At 67.4% G+C, this 13,675-nt stretch carries 15 protein-coding genes; 8 read left to right on the top strand and 7 right to left on the bottom strand.

Annotated features, from left to right (window positions below; translation table 11 throughout):
- The first annotated feature begins 26 nt into the window (after positions 1–26).
- Genes ACFC0O_RS40340 through ACFC0O_RS40320 form a run of 5 tightly spaced genes read left to right on the top strand, consistent with a single transcriptional unit; the run spans position 27 to position 4,188 of the window.
- Positions 27–1,214: a lipid-transfer protein gene (locus tag ACFC0O_RS40340; protein WP_375967483.1), complete on the top strand. Its 1,188-nt coding sequence runs from the start codon at positions 27–29 to the stop codon at positions 1,212–1,214.
- Position 1,215: 1 nt separating this feature from the next.
- Positions 1,216–1,674 carry a MaoC family dehydratase N-terminal domain-containing protein gene (locus ACFC0O_RS40335; RefSeq protein WP_375967482.1) on the top strand — a complete coding sequence of 153 codons (459 nt, stop codon included), beginning with the start codon at positions 1,216–1,218 and terminating at the stop codon, positions 1,672–1,674.
- Positions 1,671–2,081, top strand: coding sequence for a MaoC/PaaZ C-terminal domain-containing protein (locus tag ACFC0O_RS40330; RefSeq protein WP_375967480.1), 411 nt, complete (start codon positions 1,671–1,673; stop codon positions 2,079–2,081). The genes ACFC0O_RS40335 and ACFC0O_RS40330 overlap by 4 nt, the downstream gene beginning before the upstream one ends.
- Before the next feature lie 32 nt (positions 2,082–2,113).
- Positions 2,114–2,944 carry an SDR family NAD(P)-dependent oxidoreductase gene (locus tag ACFC0O_RS40325; RefSeq protein ID WP_375967478.1) on the top strand — a complete coding sequence of 277 codons (831 nt, stop codon included), beginning with the start codon at positions 2,114–2,116 and terminating at the stop codon, positions 2,942–2,944.
- A gap of 53 nt (positions 2,945–2,997) precedes the next feature.
- On the top strand, positions 2,998–4,188 hold the full coding sequence (locus ACFC0O_RS40320) for a TetR/AcrR family transcriptional regulator (RefSeq protein ID WP_375967477.1): 1,191 nt from the start codon (positions 2,998–3,000) through the stop codon (positions 4,186–4,188).
- On the opposite strand, the gene ACFC0O_RS40315 is transcribed toward ACFC0O_RS40320, so the two are convergent.
- On the bottom strand, positions 4,185–5,477 hold the full coding sequence (locus ACFC0O_RS40315) for a hypothetical protein (RefSeq protein WP_375967476.1): 1,293 nt from the start codon (positions 5,475–5,477) through the stop codon (positions 4,185–4,187). The two genes, ACFC0O_RS40320 and ACFC0O_RS40315, sit on opposite strands and share 4 nt — an antisense overlap.
- 83 nt (positions 5,478–5,560) lie before the next feature.
- Positions 5,561–6,328 (bottom strand): type I methionyl aminopeptidase, encoded by a 768-nt coding sequence (map, locus tag ACFC0O_RS40310; protein ID WP_375967474.1) that lies wholly within the window; start codon positions 6,326–6,328, stop codon positions 5,561–5,563.
- Positions 6,329–6,405: 77 nt separating this feature from the next.
- Here map and ACFC0O_RS40305 point away from each other — a divergent pair, with 77 nt between their 5' ends.
- Positions 6,406–6,681, top strand: a complete 276-nt coding sequence (locus tag ACFC0O_RS40305; protein WP_375967472.1) for a helix-turn-helix transcriptional regulator — start codon at positions 6,406–6,408, stop codon at positions 6,679–6,681.
- A 53-nt stretch (positions 6,682–6,734) separates the two neighbouring features.
- Here ACFC0O_RS40305 and ACFC0O_RS40300 read toward each other — a convergent pair whose 3' ends face one another.
- The 3 genes from ACFC0O_RS40300 to ACFC0O_RS40290 form a co-directional block, all read right to left on the bottom strand.
- A complete protein-coding gene (locus ACFC0O_RS40300) occupies positions 6,735–7,826 on the bottom strand; it encodes a S1C family serine protease (protein ID WP_375967470.1) in 1,092 nt (363 codons plus the stop codon).
- Positions 7,827–7,944: 118 nt separating this feature from the next.
- Positions 7,945–9,519, bottom strand: a complete 1,575-nt coding sequence (locus ACFC0O_RS40295) for an AMP-binding protein (RefSeq protein ID WP_375967469.1) — start codon at positions 9,517–9,519, stop codon at positions 7,945–7,947.
- Positions 9,520–9,533: 14 nt separating this feature from the next.
- Positions 9,534–10,451: an NAD(P)H-dependent flavin oxidoreductase gene (locus ACFC0O_RS40290; RefSeq protein WP_375967468.1), complete on the bottom strand. Its 918-nt coding sequence runs from the start codon at positions 10,449–10,451 to the stop codon at positions 9,534–9,536.
- Positions 10,452–10,601: 150 nt separating this feature from the next.
- On the opposite strand from ACFC0O_RS40290, the gene ACFC0O_RS40285 reads away from it, so the two are divergent.
- Both ACFC0O_RS40285 and ACFC0O_RS40280 read left to right on the top strand, forming a co-directional pair.
- Positions 10,602–11,213: a TetR family transcriptional regulator gene (locus ACFC0O_RS40285; RefSeq protein ID WP_375967466.1), complete on the top strand. Its 612-nt coding sequence runs from the start codon at positions 10,602–10,604 to the stop codon at positions 11,211–11,213.
- 13 nt (positions 11,214–11,226) lie between these two features.
- The gene (locus ACFC0O_RS40280; protein ID WP_375967465.1) at positions 11,227–12,054 is read left to right on the top strand and encodes an alpha/beta fold hydrolase; all 828 of its coding nucleotides are present in this window, start codon (positions 11,227–11,229) and stop codon (positions 12,052–12,054) included.
- A gap of 91 nt (positions 12,055–12,145) precedes the next feature.
- On the opposite strand, the gene ACFC0O_RS40275 is transcribed toward ACFC0O_RS40280, so the two are convergent.
- Together ACFC0O_RS40275 and ACFC0O_RS40270 are read right to left on the bottom strand one after the other, a co-directional pair.
- Positions 12,146–12,961, bottom strand: coding sequence for an alpha/beta fold hydrolase (locus tag ACFC0O_RS40275; RefSeq protein ID WP_375967463.1), 816 nt, complete (start codon positions 12,959–12,961; stop codon positions 12,146–12,148).
- 156 nt (positions 12,962–13,117) lie between these two features.
- Positions 13,118–13,675, bottom strand: coding sequence for a hypothetical protein (locus ACFC0O_RS40270; RefSeq protein ID WP_375967461.1), 558 nt, complete (start codon positions 13,673–13,675; stop codon positions 13,118–13,120).

The raw sequence follows: 13,675 nt of genomic DNA, 5'->3' as shown, positions 1-13,675 counted from the left end.
GCGTTAGTCAACGGAATGGGAATGGCATGAGTAGACGCGCCGTCGTGGCCGGTGTCGGGATGATCCCGTTCACCACGCCAAGTCGCAGTGAGACCTATGACGTCATGGGCACGAAAGCGGCACAGGCCGCCCTGCTCGACGCCGGGGTGGAGTACGCCAGGATCCAGCAGGCGTACGCCGGATATGTGTACGGCGACTCGACCTGCGGACAAGCCGTGGTCTACGGGCTCGGGCAGACCGGGATCCCGGTGATCAACGTGAACAACAACTGCTCCACCGGATCCTCGGCGCTGTACCTGGCGCGCCAGGCCGTGGAGTCCGGCGCGGCCGATGCGGTGCTGGCCGTCGGATTCGAACAGATGCAGCGCGGTGCGCTCGCGATGGGATACACCGATCGCCCGAGCCCGTTCGCACGCTTCGACGCGGTCATGGATCAGATCCAGGAGCGTGACGAATCTCCTTTCGCCGCACAGATGTTCGGCGGTGCGGGCCGGCAGTACGCGGACAAGTACGGCACCTCGCCGGAGACCTTCGCCAAGATCTCGGTGAAGTCCCGCCGGCACGCGGCGAACAATCCGTTCGCGGTGTTCCGGGATCCGGTGACGGTGGAGGAAGTGCTGGCGTCCCCGCATATCTACGGCCCGCTGACCCGATTGCAGTGCTGCCCGCCGACCTGCGGTGCGGCCGCCGCGGTCATCGTCAGCGAGGAGTTCGCCCGCGCCAACGATATCGACGCCTCGGTGATCATCCGGGCGCAGGCGATGGCGACGGACTTCTCGTCGACCTTCACCGAGAACGATATGACCAAGATCGTCGGCTACGACATGTCCAAGGCCGCCGCCCAGCAGGTGTACGAGGCGTCCGGGGTATCGCCCGAGGATCTGCGCGTGGTCGAACTGCACGACTGTTTCACCGCCAATGAACTGCTCACCTACGAGGCGATCGGGCTCACCGCGGAGGGGACGGCGGAGAAGTTCGTCAATGACGGCGACAACACCTACGGCGGCCGCGTGGTCACCAACCCCTCCGGCGGACTGCTGTCCAAGGGGCATCCGCTCGGCGCGACCGGGCTGGCGCAGTGCGCGGAACTGGTGTGGCAGTTGCGCGGACAGGCGCAGGCGCGACAGGTCGAGGGCGATGTGCGCTTGGCGCTGCAGCACAATATCGGCCTCGGCGGCGCGGCCGTGGTGACGCTGTACGAGAAGGTGAGCTGATATGGCCGTCGATCCCGCGATCATCGGAACCGAGCTGCCCGCAACGACTTTGACCATCGACGCCGGTCGGCTGCGGTTCTTCGCCAAGGCGATCGGCGAGACCGATCCGGTGTACACCGATCTCGACGCCGCGCAGGCGGCGGGCTATCGCGATCTGCCCGCACCGCCGACCTTCCTGTTCTCCATCGAATTCGAAAACCCGGACCCCTTCACTTTTTTGGCGGCGGCGGGCGTGGATCTGCGCTTCGTCCTGCACGGTGAGCAGTCGTTCGTCTATCACTCGGCGGCGGTGGCCGGTGACGTGCTGACCGCGACGCCGCGCATCACCGATGTGTACAGCAAGAAGGGCGGCGCGCTCGAATTCATCGTCAAGGAAACCGCTGTCACCCGGGCCGACGGTGCGGCCGTCGCGGAGCTGAAATCGGTTATCGTGGTTCGCAATCCGGGAGCAGGCAAATGACCCTCACGCAGCCCGTCGAGGTCGGCACCGAACTGCCGCCCCGCAAGATCCGGCCCATCTCGCGCACCACGCTGGCCCTGTTCGCGGGCGCGTCGGGTGATCACAACCCGATGCACATCGATCTCGATGTGGCGAAATCCGCTGGGCTGGACGATGTTTTCGCGCACGGCATGCTGTCCATGGCCTATCTCGGCCGATTGCTCACCGGCTGGGTGGCGCAATCGTCGATTCGGTCCTACGGTGTGCGGTTCGCCGCCATCACCCCGGTACTGGGCAAGCCCACCGCCACCGGCCGGGTCGTCGCCATCGATGAGGTCGATGGGGAACGGCGCGCTACCGTCGAACTCGTCGTCACGCTGGACGACGGCACCGTCACCCTGACCGGCGACGCCGTCGTCGCGCTCTGACTTCCACCACCAATCGAAAGGTTTTGTCTCCCATGGGAACTCTTGATGACAAGGTCGCCATTGTCTCCGGCTCGGGGCGCGGTATCGGCCGCGAGATCGCGCTGAAGCTCGCCTCCGAGGGCGCGCGCGTCGTGGTGAACGATCTCGACGCCGAACCCGCCAAGGAGACCGTCGCCGCGATCGAGGCCGCGGGCGGGGCGGCCGTGGCCTGCACCGGAAGCGTCACCGAGGAAGGCTTCGCGGAGCGCTTCGTGCAGACCGCGGTGGACACCTACGGCGGACTCGACATCATCGTGAACAATGCCGGATACACCTGGGATTCGGTCATCCAGAAGATGACCGATGAGCAGTGGGACGCCATTCTCGATGTGCACCTCAAGGCCCCGTTCCGGATTCTGCGCGCCGCGCAGCCGGTGATCGCGGCCGCGGTCAAGAAGGCCAAGGCCGCGGGTGAGCCGGTGCCGTGCCGCAAGGTCGTCAATATCTCCAGCCTCGCGGGCACCGGCGGCAATGCCGGACAGGCGAACTACTCCTCGGCCAAGGCCGGGGTCAACGGTCTGACCAAGGCGATCTCCAAGGAGTGGGGCCGCTACAACGTCACCGTGAACTCGGTCGCGTTCGGCGTGATCAAGACCCGCCTCACCGAAACGCCCGCGGGCGGCGACGGCACCATCGATGTGCAGGGTAAGGAGATCAAGGTCGGGGTGAATCCCGGACTGCTCTCGGCCATGGAGCAGATGGTGCCGCTGGGTCGCGGTGGCACGCCCGCCGAGGCCGCCGGTGCGGTGTACCTGTTCTGCATTCCGGAATCGAACTACGTCAGCGGGCAGACCCTGGTCTGCGGCGGCGGGTTCAACATCTAGGATTCGCAGCACGCGCACATCGCCGCCGAGCGATGTCCTGAAGGAGTGATGCAATGGTGAACGGGCCGGACGTGGTCCGTCCGGCCCGTGGCACCCGGCCGGCGAACCGGCGTGAGCTGATCGTGTCGGCGGCGGCGGATCTGTTCTACCGCAAGGGATATCAGAATATCGGCATGGGCGAGGTGGCCGAGGCGGTCGCCATCGGGCCGTCCGCGCTGTACCGGCATTTCCGGGGTAAGCAGGGGCTGCTGGCCACGGTCATCGGCGGGGCGCTCGCCAAGGTCGATGCCGCTATCGACGAGATGGGGGAGCCGCCGCACGATATCGCGGGTGTACTCGCGGCGTTCGCGCTCGCCCATCGCGAGGTCGGGGTGCTGTGGCAGCGGGAGGCCCGGCATCTGTCGGAGGCCGATCGCGCGGAATTCCGCGCCGATGCCCGGCGCATCGGTGTGAAGCTCGCCGAGGTGCTGCGGCGGCGACGGCCCGAACTCGATGCCGCCCAGGCCGATCTGCTGGCCTGGTGCGCGCTGGCGGTCGCGGACAGTATTTCGTTCCATAGCCTTTCGCTGCCGGAGCCCGAATTCACCGCGCTACTGCGCGAACTCATCGCGGTCGTGGTCGACGCCCCGGTGCCGGCCTTGTGCGACGGGCGCGCGGATTCGGTTGCGCTGGCGGCCAATTCGCGGCGCGAGGCGATTCTCACCGAATCGGCCAGACTGTTCGCCGAACGCGGTTTCGCCGGGGTCAGCGTCGACGATATCGGCGCGGCGGTCGGCATCGCCGGACCCAGTGTGTACAACCACTTTCCGGGCAAGACCGATATTCTCGCCGCGGCGATGGTGCGCGGCGACGAATGGCTGCGCATGGGCATGCATCGCGCGCTGTCCACCGCCTCGGATCCCGGTGACGGACTGGTGCGATTGCTGGGCAGCTACAGCGAATTCGCGTTCGAAAACCCCTATCTCATCCGGACTCTCGTCTCCGAGGCCGAATATCTGCCCGAGGCGGAGCGGGAGCGAGCGCGACTGTCGCAGCGCGCGTACATCACCGAATGGGTGCATCTGCTGCGCCGATCGCATCCGGAGCTGGATCCGGTCACGGCCCGCATTCGTGTGCAGGCCGCGCAGATCATGGTCAACGACATCGCCTCGACACCGCATCTGCAACGGATTCCGGACATACACGTCGCCGTATCCGGTATCGGGGCCGGATTGCTCGGCGGCTCCCGACGCGCGGAGGCTTAGCGCGGGCGGCGGTGCTCGGCGATCTCCTTGGCCGTGGTGCTGTCGAGTTCGGCCGGACCGGGGGCGACCTGGCCCTGATATTTGATCGCCGAACCGATCAGGCCGCCGTTGTACACCAGTGCGGTCCAATCGTTCTGGGTGGTGAGCACACCGCGCACCTCGTCCTTGTTGATCGAGGTGGCGACCGGTGCCGGGCCGAAGATGCCGTCGCAGTTCCAGTCGATGCGCTTATCCGCGGTCTGCTGGGTGGTGACCATCCACTGCGCCCACTTCTGGCAGTAGTAGGAAGTGCGCCACCCGGCGGCCCCCTCGCCCAGGCCCAGTGATTCGTCCAGGTGGTCCTCGTTCAGATCCGGCAGCGCGAGTGCGGAGTAGCCGAAATAGTTGGTGCCGTCACCGCGCGGGACGCCGCCGGTCTGGAACGAATAGTTCAGCACGCTCAGGTAATTGGGCTTGAAATTGACCCCGTCATGACCGCCGTGCTGCAGGCCCAGATTATGGCCGAGCTCGTGTACGAAGGTGCCGACGAGTTCATCGTCGGTGGGCGTCGGTCCCCAACTGCACACCGCCGCCGGGCTGAAGGCGACGATGAAGGTGTCACCGGGCAGCTGCGGTGAATTACCGCTGGAACAGCCGCCGTCATAGCCGTTGACCCAGACCATGTAGTGGAAGACGTGCTGTCGTTCCGGCGCGAAGTACTGATCCTTCAACCGTTGCAGTCCGGCGAGCATGGGGTTGAGATCCTCGGCGGCGGGGACCTGATTTCCGCCGCCGAGATCGTATTTTCCCTGTGCCGGTGCGTTTTTCGGCGTCAATGGACCGGGCGACGCGGCGGATCCGGATGAGCCCGAGGCCGGTGAGTTCGCCGAACCGGTATCGGCATCGCGTGCCGGTTGGCGCGGCGGTGGAATGGGCGCACCCCGGGTGCCGAGGTCCAGATGGATGCCGATGCCGGTCTTCTTGTCCGGATTGGTGACCGGGCTGGTCGCGAACACCTGGGTGATCCGGTCCAGCACCGCGTCCGAGGGCTCCTTACCCGTCATGTAGTCCATCTCGACGAAGATGTCCCTATGATTCGGGTCCGCGCCCATACCGGGCAGATCCACCTCGGCGACACCGTCACCGTCGGCGTCCAGCCCGTACTTCTCCCAATTGTCCGGCAGCCCGTCGCCGTCGGTGTCGACGGTGTCCTGGAGCGTGCCCACCGGAGCCGCGAAGGCGATCGGGGCATGGGCGGCCACCAGAACGATGGTGGCGGCGAGCGTTCCGACGAGCACCCGGGTCCTCATTGCGCTGAGAATATTGTCCGGTTGCCCGCCCAACCGCGCGACACCCCGTCGGTCCAGCGGAAAGGCGCTGGACCGGGCGGGTGTCAGGCGGCGGCGGTGAGGATGCGCGGACCCGATTCGGTGATGGCGATGGTGTGTTCGGAATGCGCGGTGCGGGAACCGTCGGCCGAGCGAATGGTCCAGCCGTCCGGATCGGTGACGATCCGATCGGTGGTGCGGGCGAACCACGGTTCGATGGCGATGGTCAGGCCCGGGCGCAGGATGAAGCCGCGGCCCGCGCGACCGGTATTGGGGATGTGCGGATCCTCGTGCATGGTGCGGCCCAGGCCGTGGCCGCCGAATTCGGTGTTCACCGGATAGCCGTACGACTTGGCGACACCGCCGATGGCGGCGGAGATATCGCCGATCCGATTGCCCGGCAGCGCAACGGAGATCGCGGCGTCGAGGGCCTCCTCGGTGGCGCGGACCAGGCGGGCGTCGGCCGCGTCCGGGGTGCCGACGATGGTCGTGACGGCGGAGTCGGCGACCCAGCCGTCGATGCCGACCGCGAGGTCCGCCGTCAGCACATCACCGTCGGCGAGGGTGTAGTCGAACGGAAGTCCGTGCAGCACCGCGTCGTTCACCGACAGGCAGACGGTATTGCGGAATGGGCCGCGCCCGAACGAGGGCGAGTAGTCCCAGTAGCAGGACACCGCACCGCGCTCTCGAATACGTTCGCGCACATGGGCTTCCAGATCGAGCAGATTCACCCCCGGTCGTGCGCGCTCATGTAGTTCGGACAGGACGTTCGCGACGAATTCGCCGGTTACCCGCATGCGGTCGATCTCCGCCGCGGATTTGAGTTCCACCATGACAACCTCCGGATTGGTATTTTAATACCGACCATAGCGGGTTGCGGTATTTTTATACCAACCGTAAGGTGGCGGGCATGGTTCGACTCCCTTTGACCCCCGCCCAGGTAGAAGCCGGTCGGCGGCTCGGTTCGGCGCTGCGCTCCGCACGCGGCGACCGGGATCTGGTCGAGGTGGCCGTCGACGCGGGCATCTCACCGGAGACGCTGCGCAAGATCGAATCGGGCCGCATGCCCACCCCCGCCTTCGGCACCGTGGTCGCCCTGAGCCGCGCCCTCGGCATCTCCCTGGAGGAACTGGCCGATAACTGGCAGCCCGCCGTCGTGGAATCGGCGCGGCTCACCGCCTCCTAGGCCGAGCCCGCCGACCGTATCGGCTGACGGCGGTCCGCCCGTCCGAAACCGATTCAGTCCACGGTCAATTCGACCGGCACGGCGATTACGTCCACCATCGCGCCGTTGCGCAGCACCGTGACCGGAAGGGTGCGGCCGATGGCATCGCCGAAGAGTTGGCGTTGAATGCCCTGTGCGTCACGCACTTCGCGGCGGGCCACGCTCAGCACCAGATCGCCGCGCCGCAGACCGGCGCGTTCGGCGGGGCCGCCGCGCACCACCTCCACGATGCGCAGACCGGCGTTCTGGCCGGTGCGTTCGGCGACGGCCTCCGGTAGCGGTGCGGGTACGCCGACAATGCCCAGGTAGGCGCGGCGCACCTTGCCCTCGTGCTGCAGGGTGGTGATGATGCGGCGGGTGGTCACATTGATCGGAATGGCCAGGCCCAGGCCGATTCCGGCCACGGCGGTATTGATGCCCACCACCCGGCCCGCCGAATCCGCCAGTGCGCCACCGGAATTGCCCGGATTCAGGGCGGCATCGGTTTGGATCACATCCTCGATGACGCGGGCGGCCCGGCCATTGCCCACCGGTACCGAACGGCCGAGCGCGCTGACCACGCCCGCCGTCACCGATCCGGCCAGGCCGAGTGGACTGCCGACCGCCACCACGAGTTGTCCGACGACCAGGTTGTCGGCATCGCCCATCGATACCGCCGCTGGTGCGCCACCGCGAGCGCGCAGCACCGCCAGATCCGAGAGCGGATCCACCCCGATCACGTCGAAGCGGGATTCCACGCCGTCGGCGAAAACGACCACCCCGTTCTTGGCCGAGCCCACCACGTGTGCGTTGGTGAGCAGATACCCGTTATCGGTGTAGACGACGGCAGATCCGCCGCCGCGCCGGGTCTGCACGCTCGCCACATGCGGGGTCACCGCCTGCGCCACGCTGATCACCGTGCGGGAGTACGCGTCCAGCGCGGCGGCTTCGGCAGCCGCATCGATGTCGGCAGTCGTACCGCCAGTGCTGCTTGATCGTTCCGTGCTCGGGACGGCCCCGCTATCCGCTGGCCGGGGCGCGTCCGCGCGGGAACCCGTCGCGTCGAAGTCCGGTTGCCCGGTTCCGTCCGAACTGGCGGTCGGGGAGAGGGTTGAGTCGTCGGCCATGGTCATCACCACCCGATTACATGATTACGTTGCCTGCTCCCAGGATGCCCGCGCGCGGGCGTCTCGGCATCCTGTTCGCCGGTAGCGCAATGTGATCGGGGTCGATTGGCGGCCGCGGTCAGTTGACCTGGCGGTCCCGGCCGGACCAGTACGGTGCGCGCAGCGCCTTCTTGTCGACCTTGCCGGAGGCGTTGAGCGGGAGCGATTCCACGAAGTCCAGGGTTTTGGGTGCCCAGACGCTGCCCTTGTGCTCCTTCACCAGTTCGATCAATTCGAAGGCGGTGACGGGATGCCCGGGGCGGCGGACCACCACCGCGTGCACGGCCTCACCCCATTTCGGATGCGGCACACCGATCACCGCGGACTGCGCGACCGAGGGATGGGTGGCGAGCACATCCTCGATCTGGCGGGGGAAGACGTTGTATCCGCCGGTGACCACGAGATCCTTCTTGCGATCGACCAGGAACAGGTAGCCCGCGTCATCGAGGTAGCCGATATCGCCGGAGTGCACCCAGTCCGCGCGGATGGCCTCGGAATCCTTGGCGGAGTCCAGGTATCCGGCCATGCGGCCGAGTTGGCGGACGCAGATCTCACCGGGTTCGCCGGGCGGCAGCGGGCGATCCTGTTCGTCCTGAATGGAGATGTCCACCTGGAACAGTGGGCGTCCGGCCGAGCCGAGGCGGGCGAGCGCATGCGGGTCGTCGGCGTTGTGATCCTGTTTGCGCAGGCAGCTGATGAAACCGGGTTCGGTGCCCGCGTACGCCTGGACGAACACGGGGCCGAGCGCGTCGACGGCGGCGCGCAGTTTCTCCGGGGCCATCGGGGAACCGGCGTAGATCACGGTGCCGAGTGAACTCAGATCCGCCGCAGCCAGTTTCGGATGGTCGAGCAAGACGTACAGCACGGTGGGCACGATCGCGGTGGCGGTGACGCGATGCCGCTCGACGGTGCCGAGCAGGGTATCCACGTCCAGGCCGGGCATGATCACGTTGGTGCCGCCGCGCAGGAAGGTCGGCAGCAGGAAGATCTGGGTGAAATGGGTGAGCGGAGCGCCGTGCGCGAAGACCTCGCCGGGGCGGGTGTCGCCGATCTCCAGGCCCGCGGTGATGAGGTAGTGGCTGAGCCGATCGTGGGTGAACAGCACGCCCTTGGGGATGCCGGTGGAACCGGAGGTGAACAGGATCTGGGCCGGATCGTTCGGGCCGAGTTCCACCCCGGGCGCGGAATCGGAGGCGGCTGAGGTGATTTCGCCGAAGTCCAAGGCGAGATCGACGGGCTGGTCACCGACCCGGATGAGCGTGCGCAGGGTCGGCACCCGCTGTACGAGCCCGGCCGCCACGGCATCGAAAGCCTGGTGATAGATGAGCGCGGTGGCCTCGGACGCGGTGAGAAAGTATTCCTGATCCTCGGCCGAGGCGCGGGCGGCCATCTGCACCGGCACCGCGCCCGCCTTCCAGATGCCGTACTGGGCGGGCACGAATTCCAGGGTGTTCGGCATCAGCAGGCCCACCCGGTCACCCTTCGAAATGCCCAGCGCGAGCAGGCTGTTCGCGATCCGGTTGGTGAGGCCACCCAGTTCGGCATAGGTCAGCGACCGGTCACCGGCGATGAGCGCGGTGCGCGGCGCGAAGTGCAGACAGGCGCGATCGAGGACGCGGGTGACCGGTCCCCACAGTGAGTTCTGATCGGTCATGACGGTGATTCCCTTCACCCGCAGGAGTTTTCGAGCAGCAGATCGCGGGCTTCGCGATATTCGGCGCGCACCCGTTCGATGACCTCGGCGGCCGATGTCACCGCGTGCACACCGGACACCGAATGCCCGGCGCTCCAGACGGCTCGGCCGCCCAGCAGTCGTTCGGTCCGGAAGTCGCCCGCCGAAACCCGTTGTACGTGCAGTTCATCGAGCCAGGCGGCGAGGAGATTGGCGGGGAGCCCGCCGACATCGTCGGTCTGGCGCACATCGTCGAGGGTCGCCGCCACCACGGCTTCGCGATAGCGCTGTGGCGCACGGCTTTCGGTGGTGGCGATGAATCCGGTGCCCATATAGGCCAGATCCGCGCCGAGCGTGCGCGCGGCCAGCAGGGCGTGACCGTCGCCGATACCGCCCGCGAGCACGACGGGCCCGTCGAAGTATTCGCGCACCGCGCGCACGAACGCGAACGGGTTCGCCGAACCGGTCTGCCCGCCCGCACCCGCCGTGAGCAGGATCAGGCCGTCCGCACCCGCGTCGAGCGCGCGGCGGGCATGACGCAGGGTGGCGACATCGGCGAAGACGCGGCAGCCGAAGGCGTGCAGGGGTTCGATGACGGGTTCGGGGGAGCCGACGCTGGTGATGACCAACTCCACCCGATGTGCGCGTAGCAGGTCGAGATCGGCGGTCAGGCGTGCGTTGGTGCGATGCACCACCAGATTGGGCGCGATCGGGGCGGCGTCGGCCGGGAGCGCGCTCAAACGGGTGAGCCAGTCGTCCAGTTCCTCGGAATCGGCCGCGTTATGCGTCGGAAAGGCTCCGATCACCCCGTTCCGGCAGGTCGCGGCGACCAGTTCCGGACCGGAGACGCCGGTCATCGGCGCGGCTATGAGCGGGATCGTCAGCCGGTCGGCCAGGTCGGCGGGCAGCGACACGGAACCTCCAAAACGTGCATCTTGTTGACAGTCGAGTGCGGTACGTGCACTCTGAGAACATCAGAGTGCAACTATTCAATGTGCGGAGTGCGGCTGTCAACCGGCGGGTGAAGGAAGGCGCGATCATGCGGACAGGGAAGGATGTACGCCGTGAACAGCAGCGAGACACCCTCCCTGCGCGCGGCCTCCCGTGCGCTGGCCCGGCAGCGCATCATCGACGCCGCCATGGAATTGGCGGGCAGCACCGGCTGGAACGCGGTCCGGATGGCCGATATCGCCACCCGCGCCGGGGTGAGCAGGCGCACCGTGTTCAACGAATTCGGCTCCAAAGCGGCTGTGCTGGAAGCCATTTCCTGGGAGAACACCTCGCGCTACCTGACCGGTGCGGCCGCGGTGTTCGAGGAGCATCGCGCGGATCCGGTCGCCGCCATCACCGCGATCGCCGAATTCCTGTTGCGCACCCAGGCTCAGGATCCGCTCTCGGCGGTGGTGCTGGGTGCCGCGCCCGAGGCTCCCGACGAAATGCTCTCGCTGGTGACCATTCGCTCCGGGCCGTACCTGGCCGCCGCGACCCAGTTGGCGCTGGCCAATGTGGAACAGCATTGGAAACCCCTGCTGCGCACCGATATCGATCTGGAATTCTTCGTCAACAGCCTGGTCCGGCTGCTGTTCAGCCACATGATCCAGCCCGGGGACACCCCGGAGAACTCCGCACGCTCACTCGGTCAGCTCATGCGCCTGGCCCTGCTCGATCCACCGTAGAAAGGACTCGTCAATGCCGACGAACCCCGATACCCATTCGGCCACCGCGTTGCGAGGAGGGGAGGGGGAACCGCTGCTGCTGTTGCACGGCGGCACCAGTAGTTGGCATTGCTGGGATACGGTCGCGCCCTTGCTCTTCGAACAGCATGATGTGTTCGCGCCCACCCTGCCCGGACATGCCGGAATGATCGATGTCCCCGGCTGGCCGCGCCCGTACACGATCGCGAAGGCCACCGATTGGCTCGAAAAGGCCATGGACGACGCCGGATTCGAGACCGCGCACATCGTGGGAAACTCCCTGGGTGGCTGGTTGGCGATGGAATTGGCGCGCCGGGGCCGGGCGCGCAGTGTGGTCGCGCTGTCTCCGGCCGGAGCGTGGTCGACCACCGAGACCCGGGTGCCGGGCATCTTCCGCGCCATGCGCCGTCGGCAACGGCTGGGCGCACCCCTGCTACCGCTGGTGATGCGGGTGCCCGCGCTGCGCCGCGAGGCCATGCGGGTGGTCTGTGAGCACGGTGATCGGGTCACCGCCGAGCATGCCATTCTCGCCGCGCGAAACGCTTTGCAGTGCACCGCGATCGAGGACTTCCCGGGCATTATCGCCACCGAGTACGAGCCGTACGGTCCGCTGGATCTGCCGGTGCTGATCGCCTGGAGCGGTAGCGATCGCATCCTCCCGTACGACCGCTACGCTCCGAACTGGCGTCGCTACGCGCCGTCCGCGACCTGGCGCACGCTGCCCGATGTCGGCCACGTCCCCATGTACGACGATCCGAAGCTGGTGGCGGACACCATTCTCGAATGGACGGCTTTGGCCACCGCCACTCGCGCGGCAGGCTGATCGGAACCGGTGATCGGCGCGCGGGGTGCGGATCACCGGGTCCGATCCGGTCCGAAACTCGCTGTGCCGGTGTGGAACCGGCGCGGGATCGTCAGTGAGTCGGCCTGGCCGCGAAGAACGTCTTCAACGTGGGCGTGAACAGCCTGGCCTTGACCTGGCGGGTCTGACCGGGCAGTTCGGCGTAGTACGCGCCCGGAATGGCCTGCGCCAGTGCGGTATTGCCGTGGCGGATCCACTGCGGACTCTTGGAGCCCGCGAAGACGGCGGTGGGGGCGGTGATGTAGTCGTAGCGATCGGCGGGGATGGGTTTACCGTCCAGGGCGTCGGCCAGGAAGCGGGCGTCGTACGGCAGCGTGTGCGCGGTCTTGGTGAGTCCGGACCAGCCGGGCATGAGGGGGAAGACCGCCGTCACCGGTGCGGGCGCTCCGATGGCGGCGCGCATGAAGTATCTGATTGCGGCGCCGCGTTTTTCGGCGGCGATGAGATCGATCAGGCGCTGCTGGTAGTCGGCCGGGATCGGCGTGCGGGAATCATCGGTGACCAGGGGGAATTCATAGAGCCCGAGTTTGTCGACGGCCAATCCGTGCCGCACCGCCTCCAGGGCGAGCGGGACGCCGGAGGCGAAGGCGCAAATGCTCACGGGCGCACCGGCTTCGGCGGCCACCGTGGCGAGATCCTCGATCTCGCGCTGCGGATCGTACGGCTGGGTGTCCCCGCTCGCACCGCGTCCGCGCCGGTCATAGGTGTACACGGTGTAGCTGTCCGAAAGCTCCTTGGCCACAGGGGCGCTGGGCCCCATGCCCCGGTGGCAGAACGCGCCGTCGACCAGGACGACGGCCGGGCCGCCGCCGATCTTGTCGTAGGCGATGACGGTGCCGTCCTTGGAGATAACGGTCGAGGTGCTCATGGTTCGGTCCTTCTGGTGCGAACGCTGGAAGAGGTGATGCCGGTACAGCCGGGTAGCTAGCCGAAGGAATCATTGCGTGGCGGAGCCGATTTGGCGTGTGTTCGCCGTCTGCGGCGTGTTCGCTGGGCGCGTCACCCGCGCCGTGGCGTGTCGCGATCAGCGTGCGGCGGTGGGCAATGCCGCGAGTAATCGCTCCGCATCGGAGGTGCTGAGCAGTACGGCCCGGGCGCGCACCCGCCGGGTACCGCGGGTGCGGGCGGGCAGCTCGGCGCGAAAGTCGATGCGCACCAAGGGGGAGCCGGGGGAGCGGATGAACGAGAGCAGTCCGCTGTCCGCGTCGAAATCCAAGCCGAGTTCGGCGGGGCGTTGCGGCGTCGGCCGGAACCGCTCGGCCTTGCCGATCTCGGTGCGCGGAATATCAACGGCCGCAAGCCAGCCGAACCGCGCCCGCACGCGGGCGTTGTCGACCCGGATCACGGTCCACAGCGGTGAGGCCGCCGCGAGCAACACCAGCAGCGTCGCACCGCCCACCACCGCATCGGCGATGCGCGCCGCCACGGTGGGCAGCAGCGCCGTCGCGAGGAAATGCAGCACAACGGCTTCGAGCACACCGACCACCGTCATTCCCGCGACAACCGCCCACCAGCCGCCGCGTTTACCCATACCGATGCGCGACGAACCGCCCACATCCGCGTGCGAGTCGCCCACCGTCAC

Source organism: Nocardia sp. NPDC056100 (genome assembly GCF_042266325.1).
Taxonomy (GTDB): Bacteria; Actinomycetota; Actinomycetes; order Mycobacteriales; family Mycobacteriaceae; genus Nocardia.
This window is presented reverse-complemented; position numbering and strand designations above follow the sequence as displayed.